This window comes from Rubellimicrobium rubrum, from assembly GCF_006152115.1.
Classification (GTDB): domain Bacteria; phylum Pseudomonadota; class Alphaproteobacteria; order Rhodobacterales; family Rhodobacteraceae; genus Rubellimicrobium; species Rubellimicrobium rubrum.
Map to the genome: position 1 here is coordinate 63,045 of NZ_VDFU01000007.1, position 25,796 is coordinate 88,840.

General features: G+C 65.6%; 22 protein-coding genes and 1 tRNA gene. 8 read left to right on the forward strand and 15 right to left on the reverse strand.

Annotated features, from left to right (window positions below):
• Window positions 1-407: 407 nt before the first annotated feature.
• From FHG66_RS08005 to FHG66_RS08015, 3 genes are read right to left on the reverse strand one after another with little or no spacing between them, the layout of a single operon-like run.
• Window positions 408-1,457, reverse strand: coding sequence for a methyltetrahydrofolate cobalamin methyltransferase (locus FHG66_RS08005; protein ID WP_139076231.1), 1,050 nt, complete (start codon window positions 1,455-1,457; stop codon window positions 408-410).
• Between the two features lie 3 nt (window positions 1,458-1,460).
• Window positions 1,461-2,390 carry a methylenetetrahydrofolate reductase gene (locus FHG66_RS08010; RefSeq protein ID WP_139076232.1) on the reverse strand — a complete coding sequence of 310 codons (930 nt, stop codon included), beginning with the start codon at window positions 2,388-2,390 and terminating at the stop codon, window positions 1,461-1,463.
• Between the two features lie 26 nt (window positions 2,391-2,416).
• On the reverse strand, window positions 2,417-2,713 hold the full coding sequence (locus FHG66_RS08015; protein WP_139076233.1) for a virulence factor: 297 nt from the start codon (window positions 2,711-2,713) through the stop codon (window positions 2,417-2,419).
• 157 nt (window positions 2,714-2,870) lie between these two features.
• On the opposite strand from FHG66_RS08015, the gene FHG66_RS08020 reads away from it, so the two are divergent.
• The gene (locus tag FHG66_RS08020; protein WP_139076234.1) at window positions 2,871-3,980 is read left to right on the forward strand and encodes a Ppx/GppA phosphatase family protein; all 1,110 of its coding nucleotides are present in this window, start codon (window positions 2,871-2,873) and stop codon (window positions 3,978-3,980) included.
• Window positions 3,981-4,004: 24 nt separating this feature from the next.
• Here FHG66_RS08020 and FHG66_RS08025 read toward each other — a convergent pair whose 3' ends face one another.
• Window positions 4,005-5,675, reverse strand: coding sequence for an alpha-glucosidase (locus FHG66_RS08025; RefSeq protein WP_139076235.1), 1,671 nt, complete (start codon window positions 5,673-5,675; stop codon window positions 4,005-4,007).
• A gap of 162 nt (window positions 5,676-5,837) precedes the next feature.
• On the opposite strand from FHG66_RS08025, the gene FHG66_RS08030 reads away from it, so the two are divergent.
• On the forward strand, window positions 5,838-6,827 hold the full coding sequence (locus FHG66_RS08030) for a glucokinase (RefSeq protein ID WP_139076236.1): 990 nt from the start codon (window positions 5,838-5,840) through the stop codon (window positions 6,825-6,827).
• A 203-nt stretch (window positions 6,828-7,030) separates the two neighbouring features.
• Here FHG66_RS08030 and FHG66_RS08035 read toward each other — a convergent pair whose 3' ends face one another.
• The 3 genes from FHG66_RS08035 to guaB form a co-directional block, all read right to left on the reverse strand.
• Window positions 7,031-9,160, reverse strand: coding sequence for a hybrid sensor histidine kinase/response regulator (locus tag FHG66_RS08035; RefSeq protein ID WP_246082513.1), 2,130 nt, complete (start codon window positions 9,158-9,160; stop codon window positions 7,031-7,033).
• Between the two features lie 359 nt (window positions 9,161-9,519).
• A complete protein-coding gene (locus FHG66_RS08040; RefSeq protein WP_139076237.1) occupies window positions 9,520-10,680 on the reverse strand; it encodes an RsmB/NOP family class I SAM-dependent RNA methyltransferase in 1,161 nt (386 codons plus the stop codon).
• Window positions 10,681-10,682: 2 nt separating this feature from the next.
• Window positions 10,683-12,131 carry an IMP dehydrogenase gene (guaB, locus tag FHG66_RS08045; protein WP_139076238.1) on the reverse strand — a complete coding sequence of 483 codons (1,449 nt, stop codon included), beginning with the start codon at window positions 12,129-12,131 and terminating at the stop codon, window positions 10,683-10,685.
• A gap of 181 nt (window positions 12,132-12,312) precedes the next feature.
• Between guaB and FHG66_RS08050 the strand changes: the two genes are divergently transcribed.
• The 4 genes from FHG66_RS08050 (at window position 12,313) to FHG66_RS08065 (ending at window position 15,167) form a co-directional block, all read left to right on the forward strand.
• On the forward strand, window positions 12,313-14,337 hold the full coding sequence (locus FHG66_RS08050) for an ASKHA domain-containing protein (RefSeq protein ID WP_139076352.1): 2,025 nt from the start codon (window positions 12,313-12,315) through the stop codon (window positions 14,335-14,337).
• 46 nt (window positions 14,338-14,383) lie between these two features.
• Window positions 14,384-14,457 (forward strand) — tRNA-Gly (locus tag FHG66_RS08055).
• A gap of 54 nt (window positions 14,458-14,511) precedes the next feature.
• Window positions 14,512-14,751 carry a hypothetical protein gene (locus tag FHG66_RS08060; RefSeq protein ID WP_139076239.1) on the forward strand — a complete coding sequence of 80 codons (240 nt, stop codon included), beginning with the start codon at window positions 14,512-14,514 and terminating at the stop codon, window positions 14,749-14,751.
• Window positions 14,752-14,819: 68 nt separating this feature from the next.
• Window positions 14,820-15,167: a RidA family protein gene (locus FHG66_RS08065; RefSeq protein WP_139076240.1), complete on the forward strand. Its 348-nt coding sequence runs from the start codon at window positions 14,820-14,822 to the stop codon at window positions 15,165-15,167.
• Window positions 15,168-15,356: 189 nt separating this feature from the next.
• Here the strand turns inward: FHG66_RS08065 and pgi are convergent, their stop codons facing one another.
• The 8 genes from pgi to FHG66_RS08105 all read right to left on the reverse strand — a co-directional run bounded on the left by pgi (window position 15,357) and on the right by FHG66_RS08105 (window position 23,578).
• A complete protein-coding gene (gene pgi / locus FHG66_RS08070; protein WP_139076241.1) occupies window positions 15,357-16,958 on the reverse strand; it encodes a glucose-6-phosphate isomerase in 1,602 nt (533 codons plus the stop codon).
• 3 nt (window positions 16,959-16,961) lie between these two features.
• On the reverse strand, window positions 16,962-17,633 hold the full coding sequence (gene pgl, locus FHG66_RS08075) for a 6-phosphogluconolactonase (RefSeq protein ID WP_139076242.1): 672 nt from the start codon (window positions 17,631-17,633) through the stop codon (window positions 16,962-16,964).
• 53 nt (window positions 17,634-17,686) lie between these two features.
• Window positions 17,687-19,141, reverse strand: coding sequence for a glucose-6-phosphate dehydrogenase (gene zwf / locus FHG66_RS08080; protein WP_139076243.1), 1,455 nt, complete (start codon window positions 19,139-19,141; stop codon window positions 17,687-17,689).
• A 507-nt stretch (window positions 19,142-19,648) separates the two neighbouring features.
• Entirely contained in the window at window positions 19,649-20,233 is a 585-nt protein-coding gene (locus FHG66_RS08085; RefSeq protein ID WP_139076353.1) for an HNH endonuclease, read from the reverse strand.
• Window positions 20,234-20,370: 137 nt separating this feature from the next.
• Window positions 20,371-21,048, reverse strand: coding sequence for an alpha/beta hydrolase (locus tag FHG66_RS08090; protein WP_139076244.1), 678 nt, complete (start codon window positions 21,046-21,048; stop codon window positions 20,371-20,373).
• A gap of 60 nt (window positions 21,049-21,108) precedes the next feature.
• The gene (locus FHG66_RS08095) at window positions 21,109-21,732 is read right to left on the reverse strand and encodes a DNA-3-methyladenine glycosylase family protein (RefSeq protein WP_139076245.1); all 624 of its coding nucleotides are present in this window, start codon (window positions 21,730-21,732) and stop codon (window positions 21,109-21,111) included.
• A 14-nt stretch (window positions 21,733-21,746) separates the two neighbouring features.
• A complete protein-coding gene (locus tag FHG66_RS08100; protein ID WP_139076246.1) occupies window positions 21,747-22,490 on the reverse strand; it encodes a cobalt-precorrin-6A reductase in 744 nt (247 codons plus the stop codon).
• On the reverse strand, window positions 22,487-23,578 hold the full coding sequence (locus FHG66_RS08105) for a cobalt-precorrin-5B (C(1))-methyltransferase (protein WP_139076247.1): 1,092 nt from the start codon (window positions 23,576-23,578) through the stop codon (window positions 22,487-22,489). The genes FHG66_RS08100 and FHG66_RS08105 overlap by 4 nt, the downstream gene beginning before the upstream one ends.
• Window positions 23,579-23,670: 92 nt before the next feature.
• Between FHG66_RS08105 and cobA the strand changes: the two genes are divergently transcribed.
• Together cobA and FHG66_RS08115 are read left to right on the forward strand one after the other, a co-directional pair.
• Entirely contained in the window at window positions 23,671-24,492 is an 822-nt protein-coding gene (cobA, locus tag FHG66_RS08110; protein WP_139076248.1) for a uroporphyrinogen-III C-methyltransferase, read from the forward strand.
• Between the two features lie 4 nt (window positions 24,493-24,496).
• The gene (locus FHG66_RS08115) at window positions 24,497-25,789 is read left to right on the forward strand and encodes a cobyrinic acid a,c-diamide synthase CobB (protein WP_139076249.1); all 1,293 of its coding nucleotides are present in this window, start codon (window positions 24,497-24,499) and stop codon (window positions 25,787-25,789) included.
• Window positions 25,790-25,796: the final 7 nt, after the last annotated feature.

Consider the following 25,796-nt stretch of genomic DNA (forward strand, 5'->3'; position numbering starts at 1 on the left):
CCATACCGCTTATGCGAGAGGTGATGACCATTCGGCGCCTCCCCTACGGAGACAGATCGGGAGCAGGATCGCGCAGGCAACGACCTTGGCGACACGTCACTGCCCAAGGCGGCCCGGCTTAGGATCGACCATCGCTTCGCATCCCTTTCTGGATACGCAGGAAATGAGCGCTCACGATGCGGAGCGGCAGCAAGGCGCGCCCGCGCCCTCTCAACAGCACGGCACCCGTCGCGTGGTCGGGCAACTCAAGTCGCCCATATTGCGGGATGCGCGAGGACGGCACCACCTGCCAAGCCAACGACACCGGCTTGTCGCGGGTGGGCGGCCTACGGCGATGCTCTGAGCCCGGAGCCGGCCAGCGACAACCGGCCCGTGAAGGTGCCAGAGGCACCATTCCGGGACGAGGCTCAGCCGCGCCTGCGTCCGCCCGCGCGCCGCTGGCGGCCTTCACCTTCAGCCACGGGAGCGCGGTTGAAGCGGATCCACTCCCCTCCCGACGGATCGTTGTTCATGAGGAAGTTGGCGGCGCGGATGGCCTCCATCTCCTTGCCAGCACGCGGCTTGGTCGACCCAAGGCCAAAGAGCTGCACGAACACCTCGTCCTCCATGTCGTCGGGGAGCACGATCCCTGCCGCGGCGATCTCGGCTTTCTTCTCGGCAATGGCCTTCTGGGTCACGGGAAGAGCAACCGGGTTCATGATGGCCGATGTCATGCCGGCCCCGATCGCCATGGGCAGGAAGGCGTTGTTGATCCCGTGCCGATTGGGAAGACCGAACGAGATGTTGGACGCCCCGCAAGTGGTGTTGACGCCCAACTCCTCGCGCAGTCGCCGCACCAGGGTGAAGACCTGCAACCCCGCCGTTGCCATGGCCCCGACGGGCATCACCAGTGGGTCCACCACGATGTCATGCGCCGGAATTCCGAAATCGGCGGCGCGCTGCACGATCCTCTTCGCGACCGCGAACCGCACGTCCGGATCCTCGCTGATCCCGGTGTCGTCGTTCGAGATCGCCACGACCGGCACGTTGTACTTCTTGACGAGCGGCAGAACGAACTCGAGCCGTTCCTCCTCGCCGGTGACCGAATTGAGCAACGGGCGGCCCTTGCAGGCCTGCAACCCGGCCTCGAGTGCGGCCGGCACGGAGCTGTCGATGCAAAGCGGGACGTCAACCAGCCCTTGGACCAGCTCGATCATGCGGGTCATGAGCGGCGGCTCGGTTTCGTTCGGGTTGGGGTTGGAGTTGTAGACCACTCCCGCGTTCACATCGAGCATTGTGGCCCCTGCGGCCACCTGCGCCACCGCATCAGCCTCCACGGTCGAGAAATCACCTGCCTCGAGCTCGGCGGCGAGCTTCTTTCGACCGGTTGGATTGATGCGCTCACCGATCACGCAGAAAGGCTGGTCGAAGCCGATGATCGCGGTTTTCGTCTGCGATTCGACGATGGTGCGGGTCATTGATTATCCGTTGGCTGCGAGGGCGGGCGACTGCCCGGTGCGGGCGTTGGCCCAGGTGGCGGCGGCGCTGATTCCACCCAGCGGGAAGATATGCACCTGCTCGATGCCGAAGGAAGGGTTGGCGGACTTGTGGGCCGCCAGTTGGTCCACGACCTCGTCGGGCTCATAGGGCAGCAGGAGCTTGGTCACGTCCATCGCGCGCTTCTGCAGGACCTGGAGCGAAGGACCGACCCCGCAGGCAATGGCGAACTTGATGAGCGTCTGGAGCTTCGCGGGTCCCGCGATGCCGATATGGACCGGCAGGTCGATTCCCTCGGCCGCAAGGCGGTCCACCCAAGCGATGACCGGCTGTGCGTCGAAGCAGAACTGCGTGGCAAGCGCCAGCTTGGCGCCGGTACGCTCGGCGAAGGCGTGCTTCCAACGCAACGCTTCCATCACCAGACGGTCCGAGCCGTCCGGGTCGATGTCCTTGTTGCCTTCCGGATGCCCGGCGAGATGGAGCCGCTTGAACCCATGATGGTCGAAAAGCCCCGTCTCCAGCAGATCCATGGAGGAGGCGAACTCGCCAACCGGATCCTTGCGTCCTCCCGCGAGGATAAGTCCCTGAGTGACCCCCGCCTCGCTCTGGTAGCGGTCAATCCAGTCAGACAGCGTCGGGCGATCAGGAATCGAGCGCGCCGGGAAGTGGGGCATCACCTCGAAACCCTGCCCCGCGATCCGCTTAGCGGTCGAGACCATGTCCTCGATGGGTGTGCCGTCAATATGAGCGATGTAGACTCTCGTGCCGGGCGGCAGGATGGCGCGGAAATCCTCCACCTTCTCGGCCGTGCGCGGCATGACCTCGATCGACCAGCCACGGAGGAATTGCGGGGTGGCGACCGCAGGCACCACCGGCGGCTCGGACTTGCGGCGCAAGAAGGGAAGAAGCGACATGAAGACCTCCGGAAGGCGCAGGGGCGTCAAGCCCGGCCGTCGTTTTCGATAAGCGCCCTGAGGCGCGCGGTGTCGTATTCGGCTTCGATGCGCGCGGCCTCGGCGTTCGCCACTTCGGCGGCTTCGCCCTCGACCGTGTAGGACGGCGCCTTGCGCCATTCGGCAAGATAGGCGTCGGTGTCGCGCGCCCCTGCCTTCATGGCGGCGCGGTCGATGGCCTGCTCGAACCGTTCGGGCAACTGGATTTTGACGCCCCGCCGACCGGAGCCCACAATGACCTGGGCCGGGATGTCGCGCCAATAGACGATGGTCACTTCGGGCATGGGGTCCTCTGCTCGCTCCAGGCTCTTCTAGGCCAATCCGCGACACGGGCAACGCCGGTTTTCGACATGTCCCGCGTTGGCTGCGACCGCGACAGGCTTGCGCAGGGACGGCTCCTGCCGCTACTCTCCCCTTAAGTTCAGATTGGAGGGCGCGAACATGGCGCCCAGGCGTCCCGACAGCGCGGGCGCATTCCCAATCGCGGTCGAGTCGCCCGCGCCAGAAATACCCGATCCGGCCACGCTTTATGCTGCGCTGGACCTGGGCACGAACAGCTGTCGCATGCTGATCGCGCAGCCCAAGGGCAGCGGGTTCCATGTGGTTGATAGCTTCTCCAAGTCGGTCCAGCTCGGGCAGGGGCTGGAAGCGACCGGTCGGCTGTCGCGCACTGCCATGGCTCGGACGATCAGCGCGATTCGCATCTGCAAGCAGAAGCTGCAGCGTCATGACGTCGTGCGAATGCGGCTTGTCGCGACCGAAGCCTGCCGCCGGGCCCGCAACGGCGCGCAGTTTCTTCAGCAGGTCCGTCGCGAGACCGGCTTGGCCCTCGAGATCATTCAGCCCGAGGAGGAGGCGCGGCTGGCCGTGATCTCCTGTGCGCCGCTGGTGTCGACACGGACGGAACAGTTGCTTGTGGTGGATATCGGAGGGGGTTCGACCGAGTTGGTTTGGATCGACCTGACCAACGTCCCACGGCGCGAACGCCCCCGCGCCATCATGCGCCTGCATGCGGGCTTCCGGCAAAGTCCCGGGCCCTTCCCGGTCGCCAAAGTGGTGGACTGGATCAGCGTGCCGCTCGGCGTCGCGACCCTTCGCGACCAGTTCGAGGACGTGGAGGATGACGGAGCCCGTTTCGCCCTGATGAGCTGGTACTTCGAGGAGAACCTAGCCGCGTTCGCACCCTCGGCGACACAGCAAGCGAGGGAGGGTTTCCAGATCATCGGCACATCCGGCACCGTCACGACGGTCGCGGCAAGCCATCTTGGGCTAAAGCGTTACGACCGGGCCAAGGTGGACGGGCTGCGTATGACATCGGACCAGATCGACACGGTGGTGCGGGACTATCTTTCGCTGGGTCCGGAGGGACGCCGGACCGATCCCCGGATCGGGAAGGACCGGCACGAGTTGATCATGTCCGGCTCGGCCATCCTGCAGGCCCTGATGCGGCTCTGGCCCACGGACCGACTGTCGGTCGCCGACCGCGGGCTGCGGGAGGGCCTGCTTTATGCGCAGATGAGCGCGGACGGGGTTCTGGAAGACACGCTCTGAGAACGCGCCGCGCGGGCCTGCCGATCAGTCCGGCTTGACGAGAATGCAGCTCTGCCAGGGCCCCAGGGTCACCTCGGTGGCATCTTCGGAGACATCGATCCCGAGTCCCTGCCCTGCCACCCGCCACGACCCCTGCGGAACGGCCACCGTTGCAGATCCGTCTCCCAGGTTCACCGAAACGAAGACCTGCTCACCGCCGCCGATACGGACGAACTGGACCACGTTGCCCGTGGCGATCATGGGCGACTGCGCCCCCGACCGTAGTGCCGGGTGCCGGCGGCGAAAGGCCAGCGCCCGCTGGTAGTGCGCCAGCATCGATGCGTCGTCCTGCTCCTGCGCCGCAGCCGCCAGGGGCTGATGAACCGGCGAGACCGGCAACCAAGGCTTGCCGGTCGAAAATCCCGCGGCCTGGTTCGACACGTCCCACACCATCGGCGTACGCGCGCCGTCCCGCCCCTTGAACTCGGGCCAGAAGGCGATTCCGTAGGGGTCCTGCAGATCCTCGAAGGCGACATCCGCTTCCGGAAGGCCCAGCTCCTCGCCTTGGTAAAGGCAGACCGAGCCGCGCAGGCACATCAGCAAGTTCGTGTAGGCCCGCGCCCCCGCATCCGAGAGGTTCCACCGGGTGATGTGTCGCACCGTGTCGTGGTTGGAATAGGACCAGCACGGCCATGCGTCCGGCGCGGCACGGGACAGCCTGTCGAAGGCCGCGGCCATGAAGCCGGCCGTGGCCCGAGAGGGCTGCAGCAGCTCGAACGGGTAGCACATCTGCACCTTGTCGTTGCCCGAGGTGTACTCGGCCATGATCTCCAGCCCACGCTGTGCATCCCCGACCTCGCCCACGGCGGCGGCTCCGTAGGGGACCAACTCCGCACGGAACCGGCGCAGGAACTCGAGGTTCTCGGGCTGGTTCTTGGAAAACAGATGCAGTTGGTGGTTATAGGGATTGACCGACGGGGCGATGGAGTCGTTCCGCAGTTCCCGCGGAAGGGAAGGATTGTCCCGCAAGTGCCTGTCGGCGAAGTAGAAGTTGATGGTGTCCAGCCGGAACCCGTCCACACCGCGCGCCAGCCAGAACCGCGCCACGTCCAGAAGTGCGTCCTGAACCGCAGGCGCATGGAGGTTCAGGTCAGGCTGGGAGACCAGGAAATTATGCAAATAGTACTGCTCCCGCCCCGGATGCCAGTGCCAGGCCGGACCGCCGAAGATGGACAACCAATTGTTGGGCGGCGTTCCATCGGGCTTGGGATCAGCCCAGACATACCAATCCGACTTGGCGTTGTCGCGTGAGGATCGGCTTTCCACGAACCAGGGATGCCGGTCCGAGGTGTGGGACAGCACAAGGTCGATCATCACCCGCAACCCAAGCTCATGGGCCACCGCGACCACACGATCAAAGTCTGCAAGCGTCCCGAACATGGGATCGACGTCGCAGTAGTCCGAGACGTCGTAGCCGAAATCCTTCATGGGCGAGGTGAAGAACGGGCTGATCCAGATCGCGTCGGCCCCAAGGCGCGCGATGTGGGGCAGTCGCTGGGCAATCCCGGCCAGATCGCCAATACCGTCGCCGTCCGAGTCCTGGTAGCTCCGCGGGTAGATCTGGTAGATCACCGCACCGCGCCACCATTCTGGGTCGATGGGCAGCGGAGTGACTCCCGGCAGGTAGTCCGGGCCAAGCTGAGGCGAAGACTGCATCGGGGAACCCTCCTTCTACGAATGGTCCGGGCCTATGGCAGAGCCGCACCGTTCCGTCCAGAGTCGGGCCCGGTGCAACCCGGGGCTCCAGGCCTGCAAGGGAGCCTTGATGCCCGCTGTCGAACGGGCCTATGACCACGGGACCACTCCGACGAGGTACTCATGTCCACTTCGACCGATCCGCTCATGCTCGTCGCCGATATCGGTGGGACCAACACCCGCGTCGCCCTGGCACGCGGTCGCGCGGTGCTCGATGGGACTGGCCGACGTTACAGCAATGCCGAGCAGCCCAGCCTTGAGGCCGCTCTCCGCCAGTTCCTCTCAGAGCAGGGTGGCGTCCGCGTGCACGCGGCCTGCGTCGCGGTTGCCGGGCCGGTCAAGGACGGCCGGGGAACTCTTACCAATCTCGACTGGGCCATCGACAAGGACACTCTTGCAGCAGCCACGGGGGCCGAGGTCACGGCGATCCTCAACGATCTTCAGGCACAGGGTCATGCGCTGGGCTTCCTCGACCCGGTCAAGACCCCGACCATCATCCCTTTCGCCGACCCGAACCCCCATGCGGCCAAGCTCGTGATCAATGTGGGCACGGGCTTCAACATAGCGCAGGTCTTCGACACCGAAGGGGGTCGGCTCGTGCCGCCGGCCGAGGCCGGACACGTCACACTGCCTGTGCGGTCCGAGGCCGACCTCCGCCTCGCCCGCTTCGTGGGGGCTGCGCATGGTTTTGCCTCGGTCGAGGAGGTTCTGTCCGGCCGCGGAATCGTTCAGGTCCACGACTGGCTCGGGCAGGAAGAGGCTGACCCGTCCGTCGCCACCTCGGCCGAGATCATGTCTGCCATTGCCCAGGGTGGCGACAGCCGGGCCGTCAGGGCCGGGCAAGTCTTCGTGCGAACCCTGGGCGCGGTTTCAGGCGATCTGGCCCTGACGACCCTGCCGTTCGGAGGCGTATGGCTCGTGGGGGGGCTGGCGCGAGCCTTTGCTCCGCATCTGAAGACATTCGGCTTTGTCGAGGCGTTCCGTGACAAGGGCCGCTTCTCGGGATTCATGGAAAGCTTCGGCGTCGGGGTCGTAGAGGACGACAACGCCGCCTTGACTGGATGTGCGTCTCATCTTGTCGGACTGTTGCGAATGGGACATTCGCCCGCCTGAGCGACCCCGGCAAACCCGCTGGCGTAGGGGCGGAACCAAGTACCTCCAGGGGGTCATGAACTGGGCAGACCAGCCACAGCTAACGTCCGCAAGGAGAGCGAGATTCCTGAGCAGGCCATGATGAATCTGACAGGCAGATCAGGTCAGCCTTCTCATCCGCTTCCGACGGTGGCGGCAGCCTAGCCTTCCGCTCGTCCCTGGAGCTACCCGCTGGCCTCCCCAGCCTTTCCGCCGTCCGCCGACCGGGCCCCCAAAGCCATCTGTTCCTCCACGATGGAGGTCAACTCCACAAGCGAGAACGGCTTGGGCAGGAAGACCGATCCCCGAATCTCGGCTTTGTGCTCGGAGAAAGCCTCTTCCGCGTAGCCCGATGCAAAGATCACCCGGACATCCGGTCGATCGGACAATCCGATCCGGATCCAAGTCGGACCATCCATGTCCGGCAGCACGACGTCCGACACGACGACATCGACCTGAAGTCCGGGATCGGCAAGCAGGTCCAGGGCGGCCCGCCCGCAGTCGGCCTCCAGGACCGTGTACCCCCTCATTCGCAACGCCCGTCCGGCAAAAGCCCGGACCGGCGCTTCATCCTCGACCAGAAGGACCACCCCATCGGCACGGCGAGCGACGGCCCCGGTCCGCTTCACCGGTGCAGGCTGCTCCTTGGGCTTGTCGTGAGCCGGGAACCAGAGAGTGAACGTAGAGCCTTGGCCCACGGTGCTTTCGGCAAAGATGAAGCCCCCGCTCTGCTTCACGATGCCATAGGCGGTGGACAGCCCGAGACCCGTGCCCTCGCCCGGCTTCTTGGTCGTGTAGAAAGGCTCGAAGATCTTGTGAAGGCGCTCGGGAGGGATGCCCGTTCCATGGTCGATGACCTTGACCTGAACATATCGCCCAGGGGGAATGATCGCCCGACCCCAGGTTTGCGGCTCGCCAAGGTGGCAGTTTCCTGTCTCGATCAGGATCTCTCCGCCATCCGGCATGGCGTCCCGGGCGTTAACCACCAGATTCATGATGACCTGCTCGAGCTGCCTCTTGTCTGTCCGGATATGCAGAAGCGACGGGTCATGCCGAAGCTGCAACCGTACTTTCTCGCCGACGAGGCGGTTCAGGAGATGGGTAAGATCGGCCAGGGACTCGCGCAGGTCGATGGTCTCGGGCATCATGCTTTGCTTGCGCGAGAACGCGAGAAGCTGCCCGACGAGGCTTGCCGCCCTGTTCACGTTCTGCCGAATCTGGATCAGGTCGGCATATTCGGGATCACCCTGGTCGTGGCGCAGCAGGAGCAGGTCGCAGTGTCCCGAGATCGCTGTGAGCAGGTTGTTGAAGTCGTGGGCCACGCCACCGGCCAGTTGACCCAGCGCCTGCATCTTCTGGCTTTGGACGAACTGCGCCTCGAGTGCCTTGTATTCGGTCACGTCATCAAAGACGGCAATCAGGTGCGGCTCCTCCGAAGGTCCGGCAAGGTTCAGCGTCACCCGCACCACCGTGTCATGGTGGGCGCCCGTGCCGCGCAGCACCTGCGGGCCGGTGGTCGGACGCCCCTCGGCGATGTCGGCCACCCATTCACCGACCGGGCGCCCGAGCCCCTCCAGAAGGTCCGACAACCGCACTCCTGTTTCACCGGCCAAAGGCAGCAGCGCGCGGGCGTGGCGGTTGGCGGCCAGGATCACCCCTGACCGCGACAGCTTCATGAGTGGAACCGGCAGATCCTCAATGGCATCCCACTCCTTCACGCGGCCGACGCCACCGGCCTCGGTCGGAAGGAAGTACAGTCGGCGCTGGCCATCCACCTCGACCACCTGCACCACCAAGCGGTCGATGGCGCCCTGCGCAGCTGCGACGGATTGAGTGCGGCCCGGAACGAGAGGGGGCACGGCAGCGATCTGCTCGATGTACTGGGGGACCGACCCGACCAGGCGCTGAAACGCATCGTTGGCCGAGAGGATCGTGCCCATCGAGGATACCTTGGCAATCGGTACGTCATGGGAGTCCAGAGCCGTCCCGACCGAGTCGTCCCGACGCTCCAACCGCCAGAGCGCCAGTCGGCGGGTGATCTGACTGACGGCCAAGCGGTAGTCCCCCCGACGCGTCTGCAGATCCTCTTGGGCGAGGCCGCCCTGCTGAGCCCGTGCCCAGAGCCGCTCCACCACGGCGTCCGCATCAGCGAAATGACCGCTTAGGAAGTCGGCGACAGAGAGAGGATCCCCCAGTCCGTCCAGGGCGACCGAACCGTCCCCGCGCAGCACGCGACCCTGCTCGTCCGCAAAGCAGCACCCCGGGATCTCGCGTTCGAGGAGCGGAGTCATGGTCCGAAGGATGCGCCGGCTCATGGCGCTCTGCCGGATGGCGCGAACGGACCAAACAGCCGACATCAGGAAGAGCATGGCCGCCATCATGGCAAATACATGCTGCAACCAGGACCCGGCCGACAGGGTCGAGGCAGCCAAGATCGGAAGGGCCGTGACGAACAGGAGATAGCCCAGGGAGGTCCACCCCCACCCACCGTTTGGCGAGGAAGGGGTCTCCGCCGCGGAGCGTCTGCCGGTGGCGTGGCTCCCCGTCCTTTGTGCCGCCTGATGCACCAAGGCGTTCTCCTCCCATTGCGCCAGCGCACCCGGCAAGGTTCACTTGACAGGTCATGAAGGCTGGACCGACTGCGACAGCGCTACTGCCACAACTTCGGGTGGTTTCAAAGCCTCCTAAGAACAACTTGGAAGAAACCGTCGCCGAAAGGCGTCGGGAGGGCCTTCCACCTGTCCTCCATCGCCCATCCGGTGTTCCGGGACATGAACTCCGCCACGGCGCCATCGCACTCCTCGGTCAGGATGGAGCAGGTTGCATAGACCAAGCACCCGTTCGCAGCGACGAGCGCGGCCGCCTCGGTCAGGATGGTCGTCTGCAAGGTGCAGAGATCGTTCAGCCGATCCTGCGTCAGCCTCCACTTGGCATCGGGCGTCCGTCGCCACGTCCCACTGCCCGAGCACGGCGCATCCACCAGCACGAGATCGAACGGCCCGAGGCTTGCCGGATCATCAAGAAGGCTGACCGCCAAACCGGCACGATGGGCACGAGCAGGCAGATCCGCCATCCTGCGGGGATCAACATCATGAGCCGCGAGCCGAAGACGCGCCAGCGCTCCCATCGCCAGTGTCTTGCCCCCGCCTCCGGCGCAGTAATCGAGAACGGTCATGCCACCCCGGAACGGAAGCCGAAGTACCGCCGCCTGGGAGGATGCGTCCTGAAGCTCGACCAAACCCGTCAGGTAAGCACGGGAGTTGGCGACCTTGCTCGCCCCGGTCTTCACGTGAAGCGCCGTGGGAACTTGGCTGTCCGGTTCGGTCTCGATACCGTCCTCGGCAAGGACCTCCTGGGCCATCGGGCGGTCGCCCCTGAGCAGGTTCACCCGCAAAGTGGTAGGTCCGCGCAGGGCAAGCACTCCGCAGACCGCCTCGAGATCTTCGTCCAGCGCCGCGGAGAGGCGCGGGAGGAGCCAGTCCGGCATGTCCAAGCGAACGCCGTCGGGGGCCTCGGCCAAGGATCGGCCCCCCTCATCCTCGAGGGGCGACGACAAGGCATGCCCTTCTCCCGTCATGAGAAGCGACGGGTCCGTGCCGCTGAGCCTCAAGGCCCCCAGCATCAGTCCGCGCCCGCTTTCCGCGCCCCCGACCCAGGCCAGAGAGCGCCGCCGCCGCAGCGCATCATAAACCAGGTCGCGGACCGCTGCCCTGTCCTTGCTGCCTGCGTAACGAGCCCCTCGCGCCCAGTTGGTCAGGGTTCGCTCGGCCGGCGCTCCGGCCAGGACGGTGTCCAAAAGCGCTGCGGCAGCGGCGATGCGAGCGGCGGGGGTCACCGTCAGCCTGCCCGGTAGTTCGGGCTTTCCCGGGTGATCTGCACGTCGTGGACATGGCTTTCGCGCAGGCCGGCGCTCGTGATCTTCACGAATTGGCTGTTCCGGCGCATGTCTTCGACCGTGGCGTTGCCCGTGTAGCCCATCGCGGCGCGCAAACCTCCGACCAACTGGTGGATCACCGCATGGGCCGAACCCTTGTAGGGCACCTGTCCCTCGATGCCCTCAGGAACCAGCTTGTCCGAGGCGGCATCCTTCTGGAAGTACCGGTCGGCCGAGCCGCGGGCCATGGCCCCCAGCGAACCCATTCCACGGTAGGATTTGAAGCTGCGGCCTTGGTAAAGGATCACCTCGCCCGGGCTTTCATCCGTGCCTGCTATCATGGAGCCGACCATGGCGCATGACGCCCCGGCCGCGATGGCTTTGGCGAAGTCCCCCGAATACTTGATGCCCCCGTCAGCAATTACCGGAACGTCGCCTGCTGCACCGGACGCGTCCATCACGGCTGTCAGTTGCGGGACGCCCACCCCAGCCACCATTCGCGTCGTGCAGATGGAGCCGGGACCAATGCCTACCTTCACCCCATCGGCGCCCGCGTCGATCAGGGCTCGCGTCCCTTCGGCGGTCGCGACGTTGCCGGCGATCACCTGAACCTCGTTCGACATGGCCTTGAGACGGCTCACCGCCTTGCCTACGCCTTCGGAATGACCATGGGCCGTGTCGATCACCACGATGTCGCAACCGGCCTCGACCAACGCCGCGCTCCGCTCGAAGCCCGCATCCCCGACCGTGGAAGCCGCAGCTACCCTCAGACGCCCCAAGGAGTCCTTGCAGGCGACCGGGTTCAGAACCGCCTGTTCGCTGTCCTTGAGCGTTAGAAGACCGGTCAGCTTGCCCTGCCCGTCGGTCACCAGAAGCTTCTCGATGCGGCGCGCCTTCATGAGGCTGCGCGCGGCTTCGAGGTCGGCCGGTTCGTGAAGGATGGCAAGGTCGTCGGCCGTCATCATGACCCGGACGGGCGTGCGATCGTCCGAGGCGAAGCGCATGTCCCGGTTCGTCACAATGCCGACGACGCGGTTCTGATCATCGACGACGGGGAACCCCGTCACGCCGTGCCGGGCCTGGAGCGCCTTGGCGTCCGCCAATGTCTGGTCGGGCCGAAGCGTGATCGGCGTGTCCACTATGCCGGACACGAAGCGTTTGACGGCCCGGACCTCGGCGGCTTGGGCTTCGATGTCGAGATTGCGATGGATGACCCCCATGCCCCCTGCCTGCGCCATGGCAATGGCCATGCGTGCTTCGGTGACCGTGTCCATGGCGGAACTGAGAAGGGGGATGTTCATGGCGATGCCGCGCGTGACGCGGGTCCGGGTGTCGGCTGTGGACGGCAGGACCGAGGAGGCGGCAGGAACCAGCAGAACGTCGTCGAAGGTGAGGGCTTCGCGAATGTTCATGATCGGACTCCTGGTTGGTGCGGAATCAGCGCCTCTTGTCATGGATCGCGCGCTGACGCAAACCGCCGCAAGGCTGCCGCAGCCGGTCGATCGTGGATCGTCTTCGGGGTGTACGCGAGACCAGCCTTCATGGAGCATTCCGTTGACCGAGATCAGGCCCCTGTCCCAATCCGAAGGTGCAATCGCCGATGCCCTCGTGATCTTTACCCCGTCCGGCAAACGCGGCCGCTTTCCGCTGGGCACGCCCGTGCTCACCGCCGCGCGGCAACTGGGCGTTGATCTCGACTCGGTCTGCGGCGGGCGCGGCATCTGCTCCAAGTGTCAGGTCACCCCCCAGGTAGGAGAGTTCTCCAAGCACGGAGTGACCGTCTCGGCGGATGCCCTGAGCCCGTGGAACGCCGTCGAGGAGCGTTACGATCGCATCCGCGGCCTCAGGGAAGGACGGCGGCTCGGCTGTCAGGCCAAGGTCGAGGGGGATGTTGTGATCGACGTGCCGCCCGAAAGCCAAGTGCACCGCCAGGTGGTGCGCAAGGCCGCGTCCGATGTCGAAATGATCATGGATCCCGCCACCCACCTTCACTTCGTGGAGGTGGCCGAGCCGGACATGCACGAGCCGCGCGGGGACTTCGAGCGCCTCTGCGAGGCCCTAAGGGAGCAGTGGCAAGTTGAGAAGGTCACGGCATCCCTGCCCGTCCTCGCCCGGCTGCAGCCTGCGTTGCGCAGGGGTGGGTGGCAGGTCACCGTGGCGCTTTGGCGTGGGGACGAGGGGGTGGCCAAGATCATCGACATTTGGCCCGGCTTTCACGAGGGGCGGATCTACGGCCTTGCCATTGATCTTGGATCGACCACTATCGCTGCTCATCTGACCGATCTTCGGAACGGGACCGTCAAGGCCAGCGCCGGAGCCATGAACCCCCAGATCCGCTTCGGCGAGGATTTGATGAGCCGGGTCTCTTACGCCATGATGAACCCCGGCGGAGATCAGGAGATGACCCAAGCGGTCCGCGCGGCCATCGACGGCTTGGCCCGGGATCTTGCAACCGAGGCCGGCATCGGGGCACGGGACATCGTCGAGATCGTCTTTGTGTGCAATCCCGTGATGCACCACCTGCTGCTTGGCGTCGATCCTGTGGAGTTGGGCCAGGCGCCCTTCGCGCTGGCGACGTCGGATGCCATGTCCCTGGAAGCACGAGACCTCGGGTTCGCTCAGGTGAACGAGGGCTGCCAGATCTACGTTCTTCCCTGCATCGCGGGCCATGTGGGTGCGGATGCGGCCGCGGTGGCCCTGGCCGAACGGCCTGACCGGTCGAATGACCTGGTGCTGACCGTGGATGTCGGAACCAATGCGGAGATTCTGCTTGGCGACCGGTCGCGGGTCCTCGCCTGTTCCTCGCCCACCGGTCCGGCTTTTGAGGGTGCGCAGATCAGTTCGGGCCAGCGGGCTGCGCCCGGCGCCATCGAAAGGGTCATGATCGACCCCATCACGAAGGAGCCTCGGTTCCGCGTGATCGGGTCCTCGCTCTGGTCGGACGAGGCAGGCTTCGCCGAGTCCATCAGCACCACCGGCGTGACGGGAATCTGCGGCTCGGGCATTATCGAGGTCGTGGCCGAGATGAGACTCGCCGGGCTGCTGGATGCCGGTGGGCTGATCGGGTCGGCCGAGCAGACCGGCACGGCGCGCTGCGAGTTGCAGGGCCGCACCAGCGCCTATCTTCTGCACGATGGAACGGCCGACGGCGGGCCTCGCATCCTGATCACCCAGGGCGACATCCGTGCTATCCAGTTGGCCAAGTCGGCGCTGTACGCCGGAGCGCGATTGTTGATGGACGAGATGCAGGTGGACCATGTGGACCGCGTGACCCTGGCGGGAGCCTTTGGCGCTCATATCAGCTCCAAGCACGCCATGGTGCTGGGCATGATCCCGGACGTGCCCCTGGACCGGGTACGCAGCGCCGGAAACGCGGCCGGAACCGGGGCGCGGATCGCCCTCTGCTCAGTGGCAGCACGGCGCGAGGTCGAAGGGCTGGTGAGCCGTATCACCAAGATCGAGACCGCCATCGAGCCCCGCTTCCAGGAGCATTTCGTGGCCGCGAACGCCATTCCCCATGCGTCGGATCCGTTCCCGAACCTTCTGACCGAGGTAACCCTTCCGCATGTGTCCTTCAACCTCGCCGGTGGTGAAGGGCGGCGGCGGCGCGGGCGTTGACAGCTTGACGCCGCCAGGGGCAACGGCTACCTCCGGCGGCATCACCGCGGGTATGGTGAAAAGGTATCACGAAAGCTTCCCAAGCTTCAGTTACGGGTTCGATTCCCGTTACCCGCTCCAGTTCTCCTAAACTGTGTTAGCCTCGCCCTACCGACAGGTATGGGAGGGATCCAGATGAGACAGACGCTTCTATGGGCGACGCTGGCTGTGACCTTGGCTGCGCCCGCGTTCGCCAACCAATGCCCGATGCTGATGGGCCGCATCGAGGAAGCAATGGCGACCTCCTCGACCGACGAGGCCATCAAGTCGCAGGCGACAACCTTGCTTGAGGAAGGTCGGGCCGCCCACGAGGCCGGCGACCACGCGACCTCCGAGGCCAAGCTGAACGAGGCTCTGGCTCTGCTGGGGCAATAGACCGACCGCCCTTTCCCTTTGACGCCTGCCATTCTAGGCAGGCGCCATTCGGAACAAGGGAGAACGATATGACCGACATCCGCCGCATCGGCCCGGGGCCGCGCATGAGCGAGGCCGTCGTCTACAATGGCGTCGTGCATCTCGCCGGTCAGGTGGGCGCGCCGGGTGAGAGCGTCACGGTCCAGACTCGGGCTGTCTTGGCCGAGGTCGATCGCCTTCTGGCCGAAGCCGGGACGACCAAGGCGCGCATCCTGACGGCCCAGATCTGGCTTGCCGACATCGGCACCTTTTCAGAGATGAACGCCGTCTGGGATGCCTGGGTGGATCGTGAAAACCCGCCGGCCCGCTGGACCGGCGAGGCCAAGCTCGCCACGCCGGATTACAAGGTCGAAATCATTGTCATGGCGGCGGTCTAACCCAGCATAAGTTCAGGTCGGGGGAGCCGCGGGAGGCTCCCTCGCATCGTCCTTCTGCCAGTCGTGGGCACCGGCTCCGACGTCAGAGGAACGCATATCAGTTTAGGCCGCGCCCGCAGACCAAGGCCGCCCATGAGCTAAGGACAGCCTCGGATCTGCGACAGGAACGATCCGGGTCTGTGAGACAAGTCAGGCCCCATGGCTCCGCAGGAAGGCCACGAGGCCGGCCGTGGAGGCATCCTTGCTCTCGGTCCCTTGTTGCCCTTGAACCATGGGGGCCAGAGCGCCCGCCAGTTCCTTTCCCAGTTCTACGCCCCATTGGTCATAGCTGTTGATGCCGAGGATCGCGCCTTCTACGAAGACCCGATGCTCGTAGAGCGCAACGATCTGGCCCAAGCTGAAAGGGTCGAGTTGCGGATAGGCCAGGGTCGTCGAGGGGCGGCTGCCCGGAAAGACCCGGTGGGCCGCCTGTCGCTCCAACTCCTCGCCCGACAGGCCGCGCTTGGCCATGATCTCGCGCGCTTCCTCCATCGTGCGGCCCCGCATCAGCGCCTCGGACTGGGCAAGGGCATTCGCGACCAGAAGCTGATGCTGGTGGTGGAGATCATCCTCATGCCCCCGAGCGGCGACGAGGAACTCGCACGGCACGACGCGGGTGCCCTGGTGGATGAGCTGGTAGAAGGCATGCTGGCCGTTGGTGCCGGGCTCGCCCCAGACGATCGGACCGGATTCGATCTGCAGGGGCTTGCCGTCCATCGTCACACCCTTGCCATTCGACTCCATCTCCAGTTGCTGAAGATATGCTGGTAAGCGCATGAGGCGGTTGTCGTAGGGAAGCACTGCCCGCGTGGCGTGGCCGCAGATCTGGTTGTGCCAGATCCCGACCAGCGCCAGCAGGGCCGGCATGTTTTCGTGCCAATCGGCGGTGCGGAAGTGCAGGTCCATGGCCTGCCCCCCCCGAAGGAAAGCCCGGAACGCCTCAGGCCCAATCGCAATCATCAGCGACAAGCCGATGGGGCCCCACATGGAGTAGCGACCGCCGACCCAGTCTTCGAAGCCGAAGACCCGATCCGGCGCGATGCCGAAGGCGGCAGTCTTGTCGCTGGCAGTGGACAGGGCAGCGAACTGGGCCGCAGGGTCGCGCACGGTTTCCGACATCCAGGCCTTGGCAGTCTGGGCGTTGGCCATCGTTTCCTGAGTGGTGAAGGTCTTGGACGCGACGATCACCAAAGTGGTCGTGGGATCACAGGCGCGCAGAACGTCCGCGATGTCGGCCGGATCGACATTCGACACGAAGTGGATGCGCGGCCCATCGGCATAGGGAGCCAGGGCAATGGCTCCCATCTTGGGGCCAAGGTCGGAGCCTCCTATGCCGATGTTGACGACGTCGGTGTAGCGGCCACCCTGCCCTGCCTCGCGGCCATCACGCACGGCTGACGCGAAAACCCGCATCCGTTCAAGCGTCCGGTGCACCCCTGGCATGACGTCCTGCCCGTCCACGAGAACAGGTCCGCCATCGAGGTTGCGTAAAGCCGTATGGAGGACGGCTCGCCCCTCGGTCTCGTTGATCGGCTTGCCGGCGAACATGGCGTCGCGCTTGCGGGCGACCTCGGCCTGTTCCAAAAGGTCGATCAGGAGACGGCGCCCTTCGTCATCAAGGTTGGTCTTGCTGTAATCAAGCAGCATGTCGCCCAGACGCACCGAGAACTCCTTGGCTCGGGACGCGTCGAACAGGGACAGGATGGGGCGATCCTTGACCGCCTCATGATGCGCACGCAGGGCATCCCACATGATTCAGCTCTCCGCCCAGTGAACGATGGAACCCTTGAGGACCGCAGCAACCGGGGCCTCTTCGGGGGTCAGGGTCCGGGCCCGGTCGAGCGCTTCGCGCTTCTCAGGTCCGGTGATGACGACATGACGGGCGATGGCACCACTCAGAACCCGGGCCGACAAGGTGATCCGAGGCTCGAGCGCGCCGGGGGCGCGCATCGGAACAAGGATGAGGTCGCCGGTCAGCGCCTCCTCCAGACGATCGGCACCTGGAAAGATCGACGCCGTGTGCATGTCGGTTCCCATGCCAAGAAGGCAGGTGCTCAGCGGCAGCACGTCCGATATGGCCTGCGCGAGATCGGGAATGCCCTCCTCCGGGGTCTCCGTAGGAGCATAAAGAGGAAGGTAGCGGGCCACGGCAGCCTTGCCGACCAGAAGCCTTTGCTTGAGCAGGCGCGTGTTCGAACGCGGCGAATCCTCTGGTACCCAGCGCTCATCGGTCAGCATGACCGACACACGCTCCCAGTCGAGGTCCGCCCCGCAAAGCGAGTCGAAGATCGGTCCCGGCGTCGTCCCACCCGGCACCGCGATCGAAGCCGCCTCGGCCGACTGGAGAGCCTGCCGAAGCTCGCCCGCGAGACGCTGGGCTACCTCGATCATCATCATCTCCGAGTCGGGATAGGTCACTAGTTCCATGGTCAAGATCCTTCAAGGCGCGGGGCAGAGCATAGGCGGCGCAGCGGGCGCGCCTAGCCCTTGATCTCGCGCCAGCGCCGCCCCTCGCGGTGCAGCAGCATCAGGGAGTCGTCGGGTCCCGCCGATCCGGGATCGTACAGCTTCGGGACGTCGTTGCGCCGTTCCCATCCAGCGATCAGCGGATCGGTCCAGGCCCAGGCGGCCTCGACCTCATCGCCCCGCATGAACAGCGTCTGGTTGCCACGGATCACATCCATGATGAGCCGCTCATAGGCGTCGGGGACATCCTTGCCGTCCTCGCCAAGCGCCGTGGCAAAGGTCATGTCCAGGGGCACATCGACCAGACGCATTCCTCCGGGTCCGGGCTCCTTGATCGTGACCGTGAGATCGATGCCCTCGTTGGGCTGCAATCGGATCGACAGGATGTTCCGATGGCGCGCCTGATCCCCCTCGAAGATGGAATGCGGCAGGTCCTTGAACACGACAGCGATCTCGGAATGCCGAGCGCGCAATTTCTTCCCGGTGCGCAGGTAGAACGGTACGCCGGACCAGCGCCAGTTGGCGATCTCGGCGCGAATGGCGATGAAGCTTTCGGTGAAGCTGCGGGGATTGCCCGCCTCCTCCCGGTAAGATGGCTGATCTCCGTCCGCATCGTACTGGCCACGCACAATATGGTGGGCGGGAACGGGCCTGAGCGCTCGAATGACCTTGAGCTTCTCGTCTCGCACGGCCCCGGCCTCGAACTGCGCCGGGGGTTCCATGGCGATCAGGCAAAGAAGCTGCATCAAGTGGTTCTGCACCATGTCCCGCATGGCGCCCGACTTGTCGTAGTACTCGCCCCGCCCCTCGACACCCACCGTCTCGGCCACGGTGATCTGGATGTGATCGACGTAATGATTGTTCCAGAGCGGCTCGAAGAGGATGTTTCCGAAGCGGACCGCCATCAGGTTCTGCACCGTCTCTTTCCCGAGATAGTGGTCGATTCGGTAGATCTGCTCTTCGCGGAAATGCTCCGCGAGGGTGTGGTTCAGGGCACGCGCCGAATCGAGATCGCGGCCGAACGGCTTCTCCACCACGATCCGGGACTCGGGATCAGCAATGCCGTGCATATGCAGCCGCTCTGCTAGGGCGCCGAAAAGGCTCGGGGCGACCGAGAAGTAGAAGGCCTTGATGACGTCGGGACGCACCAGTCCGGCAAGGCTCTGCCAGCCCCCTTCGCCGGTCGCATCGATCGAGACGTATTGCAGGCTGTCGAGGAAAGCCGCGAGGCTGTCGCCATCGCTGCTCTCAGAACCTCCGAACTCCTGGATGCCGCCGCGCACCAAGTCCCGATACGCCGACGTCTCCAAGTTCCCGCGGGCAGCGCCGATGATCCGCGATCCTTCAGGCATCTGGCCGGCCCGAAACCGCCGGAACAAGCCGGGCAGGATCTTCCGGCGAGCCAGATCACCAGTGCCGCCAAAGATCACGAGGTCGAACGGCTCGACCGGTATCACGCGCGAGACCATCTTCGACACTCCTGCTTCAACAGTTAGCGCTAACGGTGCCGCACCTACCCCTAACCGTGGGGCGCGTCCAGCGATCCCCGCCAGTCTTAGTCAACAGCCTTCAGCCTGTTGCAGTCCTGGCCAAGCCAGCCTGCTGGCCTGGGAGGGAACGCTTCAGACTGCCGCATCACGCACTTCTTCTCCGGCCACTGTCGCGGTGATGTCAAGCGCCCCAGGGCAGAAGATCAGTGCGCCGTGTGTTCAACACTCTCCGCTTTCAGACGATGCAAGGCTGCCTGAACCTTCAGTCCTGGGAAATCGACCCCACCCCTCTTGCTTCGGGCAAAGGCAGAGAGCGACGGCCAAATAGCGCCTTGGTCGGCAGCGTCCACGCACTCCTCACACTGGATGCGGGCCGAAATCAAGTTGCTTGTCCCGGATGGGACTTGAGGCTCCGGTACCATGGATCTTCACGCGATTCAGCGGACCAGCAGGCCCGCATAGGACGGCTCTGCCTTGCAAACTGCCTCAGGGCTGCAGTTCCGCATCCCAGTAGAGGTAGTCCGTCCAAGACCCGTGCAGGTAGTTCGGCGGGAACTTCCGACCGACGTTCCGAAGCTCCTCGGACCCCGGCTGACGCGGCGGACGCCGCAGTGTCAGCCCGGCCTGCCGGAGCGACAGCGACCCTTTTCGGAGATTGCAGGACGAGCAGGCCGCGACGACGTTCTCCCAACTGGTGATGCCACCCTTGGAGCGCGGCACCACGTGGTCGAAGGTCAGATCCCCCTTGGCCCCACAGTACTGGCAGCAGAACTCGTCGCGAAGGAACAGGTTGAACCGGGTAAACGCGATCCTTTTCTGCGGCTTTATATAGTCCTTGAGCACGACCACGGACGGGATCCGAAGACTGGTTGAGGGCGAGTGCACGCATTCGTCGTAAGTTGCGACGATCTCAACGCGGTCCAGGAACGCGGCCTTCACGGCCTCCTGCCACGGCCAGAGCGACAAGGGATAGTAGGAGAGAGGCCGATAGTCGGCGTTCAGGACTAGTGCGGGATGATGGCGCAGCGACGCCGGATCGCGCACGAAAGTGGTCCTGAAATCTTCTTCCATCGCCAGTGCCGTCATGCCTGCCAGACCTCCTGTCCACGCATGTCCGTCCCGATGCACTATATATCGGGCCAACCATGCGGCAAGACTCGCTATATCTGGCTCAGCTTTGGCAGGGGGTTATGACGCAGGCGTGACGATCAGGACACGCCCAGACGTTCGCGCATGAAGGCCAGCGCCACCGACAGCCCATCAGGGGCAATGCCATGGCCTGTCCCCTTCATGACATGCGCATAAACCTCGCTCCAGCCTGCCGCTTCCAGGGCCCGCGCGGCTTCGGGCAACGCCTGCACCGGTACGACGTCATCCCGGTCGCCATGTACCAGAAGGACGGGCGGGCGGCTCGTCACCTCATCGGTCAAGAGCTCGGGCTCCAGCAGGCGGCCGGAGAAGGCCACCACCCCTGCAACCGGGTCCTCGCGACGCGGGGCCACATGCAGCGCCATCATGGACCCTTGCGAGAACCCGAACAGCATGACCTGCTCGGGCAGCAGATCTTCGTCCACCATCACGCCGTCCAGAAACGACTGGAGATCCTCGGCCGCGCGAAGGACGCCGTTCCGGGCCATCTCCTCGGACGAGCCGTCGATCCAGGGGATCGGGAACCACTGAAGCCCCAGGGGTGAGCCCACGCAGGTTTCTGGGCCATCGGGCGACAGGAACAATGTGTCGGGCATATGCTCGGCCAGCGGCTCTGCCAGGCCGATCAGGTCCTTGCCGTTCGCTCCGTAGCCATGGAGGAAGACGACGCAGGACCGCGTCTCGCCCGACAGCGGCTCCACCCGTTCAGAGCGCAGCGCGCGTGTGCCTTTGGCCATGTCCGTCTCCCCTTGCGTGACTTGTAGCGAGATAGCGCCCGCAGCCGCAGGGAGAAAGGGTCAGCGGACGCCCTCCCGGGACTTGATGACGTGGTAGTAGCCCCAGAGAATGCGTGCGGCGACGGCCCTCCAGGGTGACCATGCCTCGGCCATGTCGCGCAATTCCTTCTCCTTGGGCCGATCGGGAAGGTCGAAGAGCAGCCGCACGCCCTCCTGCAAGGCAAGGTCGCCAGGCGCAAAGACATCGGCATGGCCCAGCGCGAACATGGCGTACATTTCGGCTGTCCAACGGCCAATCCCGGGCACATGGACCAGCTTCTGGATCACCTCCTCGGTCGGGAGACCACGCAGGGCGACATAGTCGATCCCCTCCGCAGCCAGCGCCTTGGCGTAGCGGACCTTCTGGCGCGACAGGCCCACAGCGCGCAGGCGATCATCCTCGACGGCCAGCACTGCTTCGGGGGCGGTCAGCCCCTGGTTCTCCAGTCGTCCCCAGATGGACTCGGCCGCCGCAGTCGAGACCTGCTGGCTCACGATGGCCGAAAAGAGACGGTCGAAACCGTCGGGGTAGCGGCGCAGCTTCACTGGCGCGGCCATGGCATAGGCCTGTGCAAAGCGAGGCTCCAGAGCGCCAAGCCAGGCGGCGCCTTCCTCGATGCAAGCGTAGGATTGAATGATCCGCATACCGAGATGCTAGATCAGCCAGAACGAAACGGCAACCTTCGGGCCCAGTCAGCGGCCTGCTCCACCGTCTCGACCACGAGGAGGCTGGAGGGTCGAGCCGGTCTCCCAAGGATCAGCACCTCGATCCCAAGGTTGCGCGCCGCCTCAAGCTTGGGCCGTGCTTCCGCGCTGCCCGAGTCCTTGGCCACAAGGTGGGTCACCCCGAGGCGTTCGAACAGTTCGGTCTCGGCCGCAAGGTCGAACGGAGGTCGCCCCGTCACGAAGCTCCCTGGCAACGGGAACGGCTCGGCAGGTCGGTCGATTACGCGCAGGTAGACCTGACCTGCGCGCAGCCCGGTCCATGCGGACAGGGACTGGCGTCCGGTCGCCAGGAACACGACCGCAGCCTCGGGAATCCGCTCGATGCCTTGCGCCTCGTCCCCGAGATAGGTCCATCGATCCCCGTCCCTTGGCACCCAGGCGGGTCGCTCCAGTCGCAGAAGCGGAACCCCCATTCTCACGCAAACGTCGTGAGTGCGTTGGGTGATCCGGGCAGCGAAGGGATGGGTGGCGTCGATCACCGCCCCGATCCGTTGATCGACCACGAAGGCCTCGAACCCCTCCATGCCGCCAAACCCTGCGTGGCGGGTCGGAAGCGCGAGGGGTGCGGGCGTCCGCGTGGCACCAGCCAAGCTTGCGATCGCGGGGAACCCCTCCGCAGCGAGGATCGCGGCCAACTGGCGGGCTTCGGAAGTCCCTGCAAGAAGCAGCAACCTCACGGCCCAGCACTGCCTACTATGTTCCCGGTGCGGTCGATCACGACCACGTCCGACGCGATCCCAGCCCCGTCCAGCATGGCGTCCAGCCGCACCAGCGCCTCGCGGGCCACGCGTGCCGCCAGATCCGGTCCGACCAGGGTCAAGGCGGCTAGTGCCGTCGGGGCTTCGGCCACACGCGGGTCGTCGGCCCATTCCGCAAGACGCGCCATGTCGATCTGGCTCCGCCCGGAATGCAGGTCCTGCGCGCCTTGCGCAAACTTTATGATCTTGCCGATGCCTCCGCCCAACGTGACGCGCGGGATTGGATGGCGGCGCAAGTATTTGAGCATGCCCCCCGCGAAGTCGCCCATGTCGATCATCGCGATCTCGGGCAGACCATGAAGCGCACGAACCGTGGCTTCGCTGGTCGCTCCGGTGCAGCCGGCCACATGCGGCACACCCGACGCCCGGGCCACGTCGATGCCGCGGTGGATCGATGCGATCCAGGCCGCGCAGGAGAAGGGGCGCACTATGCCGGTCGTGCCCAAGATCGAAAGACCCCCTTCGATCCCGAGCCGGGGATTCCAGGTCCTGCGGGCGATCTCCTCTCCGCCCGGGATCGATACGGTGATCTCCACGTCGGGCGACCGCCCGAACTCCGATGCCAGTTCGGCCACCACTTCGTCCATCATGGCCCGAGGGACGGGATTGATCGCAGGCTCACCCGGCGGGATCGGGAGCCCGGGTCGGGTCACCAGGCCAACGCCGGGGCCGGCGCGGAACGTTACCCCATGGAAGCCGGGGCCCACGCGGACAACGATAGTCGCGCCATGCGTCACGTCGGGATCATCGCCCGCGTCCTTCACGATTCCCGCCTCGGCCCATCCGTCGCCGGCGGACCGATGGATCACGTCGAAGGTCGGCGTCTCGCCACGCGGCAGGGTGATCGTCACCGTCTCGCACCAGTTCCCGCCCCAAAGTCGAAGGAGGGCCGCCTTGGTCGCAGCCGTCGCGCAGGCACCCGTAGTCCAGCCACGACGCAGCAACGGTGGATCTGAGGGGTCTGGATGGGTCACGGGCGCCGATGATGGGGTTCCTATTCGGTTCATGCAAGGGCGACCGACCTTATAGGGTCGCGACAGGCCATGCCGAGGTCGCGTCCCGGCTTCCAGTCGGCCCCGGGTCGTCCTAAGAGGGCATCATGCCCGACCTTCCTGATTTCGACTGGCCCTCATTCTTGCCCGGCTGGGTCTGGCTTTGCGGAGCCGGGCCGGGCGATCCGGGCCTGCTGACGCTTCATGCGCTTCATGCCCTCCGGCACGCCGACGTCGTGGTCTACGACGCCTTGGTCGAACCTCGCATCCTGGACTGGGCCCCGCAGGCCGAAGCCATCTATGCGGGCAAGCGTGGCGGCAAGCCATCGCCCCTCCAGCGCGACATCTCCCTAAGGCTCGTGGACCTCGCGCGGGCGGGCAGGCGGGTGCTGCGTCTCAAAGGTGGCGATCCGTTCGTGTTCGGCCGGGGAGGCGAGGAGGCGCAGACGCTGGTCGGGCACGGGATCCCGATCCGCGTGGTTCCCGGCATATCGGCCGGCATCGGGGGCTTGGCCTATGCCGGCATCCCAGTGACCCACCGCGACGTGAACCAGTCGGTCACCTTCGTGACCGGGCACGACCAGACCGGGGCCGCGCCGTCCGCCCTGGACTGGGGTGCGATCGCCCGCGGGTCCGAGGTCATCGTGATCTACATGGGCCTCAAGCACGCCCGACAGATCGCGGGCGAGCTACTGGCGGCCGGGCGCGACGCCTCCGAGCCGGTCGCCATCGTCACCGACGCCACCACACCGCGTCAGGCCGTTCTGGAAACGACCCTGGCCCGCCTCCCCGAGGACGCAACCAAGGTCGAGCCGCCGGGCATCATCTGCATCGGGCGCAACGTGCTTCTTCGGCACACGCTGGACTGGCAGGCTGGCCCAAAGCATCTGGACCCGCTCGGCAATCGCTCCCGCCCCGAGAGCGCGTGACCGAGTGGGCGGGCTCATCATTGCGGCTCCGGCGTCCGGATCGGGCAAGACCACGGTCACCCTCGGCCTGCTGCGGGCGCTGAAGCGCCGCGGCGTATCGGTCCGCGCGGCGAAGTCAGGGCCGGATTACATCGACCCCCGTTTCCACGACGCGGCTTGCGGTAAGACTTGCTTCAACCTTGATGCCTGGGCGATGAGCCCGACGCGGATCATGGGGCTCGCCGGTGGCGAAGGCGTGCTGGTGATCGAAGGGGCTATGGGCCTGTTCGACGGCGCCCCGCCTGACGGACGAGGGGCCACGGCGGACCTTGCGCGCCTGCTGCGGCTTCCTGTTGTGCTGGTCGTGGATGCCGGCCGCATGGCGCAGTCCATCGGGCCGCTGGTCGCCGGTTTTGCCCGGCATGACCCCTTGGTCAACGTGGCGGGCGTCGTCCTGAACCGTATCGGATCGGACAGGCATCTCCAGATGCTGACCAAGGCGGTCGGGGCGCTCGGGCTGCCGGTCTTTGGCGCATTGCCGCGTAGCACCGCGCTGGCGCACCCGTCCCGTCATCTCGGTCTGATGCAGGCCGGTGAACGGCCTGACCTGGAACGGTTTCTGGACGACGCAGCCGACCTCGTGGAGAGGCATATGGATATCGGGGCGCTGCTGCATCTTGCTGGGCAGCATTCATGCCCGCCTGTCTCCCTGACACGCCGCACGCCCCCGGCGCAGCGCATCGCGGTTGCTCACGATGCCGCTTTTGCCTTCACCTATCCGCATCTGCTGGCCGACTGGCGCATAGGCGGCGCGGAGATAACCTTCTTCTCACCGCTGGCCGACGAAGCCGTTCCGCCAGCCGACCTGATCATCCTCCCCGGCGGCTATCCGGAGTTGCACGCGGGCCGACTGGCCGCCGCAGAGGTGTTCATGGCCTCGATCCGCAAGGCGTCGCAGGTTTCCGACATTTACGGAGAATGCGGTGGCTACATGGCCCTGGGCGAGGTGTTGACCGACGCTGAAGGCGTGGCTCACAAGATGGCGGGGCTCCTTCCTCTGGAGACGTCCTTCGCCATGCGGCGACTCCACTTGGGCTATCGCATGGTCGAAGCCTTGGGCGGGCTCTTCCCCGGCCGTTGGGCCGCCCACGAATTCCACTACGCCACAACCACTCGAGCCACTGGTTACCCACTGTTCCGGGCGTGGGACGCGGAGGGTGTGGCCCTCGAGCCGATGGGCCTTAGTCAAGGACGGGTGTCGGGGTCCTTCGCGCACCTCATCGAGTCGCAGATGGACACAGCTAAGTCGGAGGTCTAACCCACGA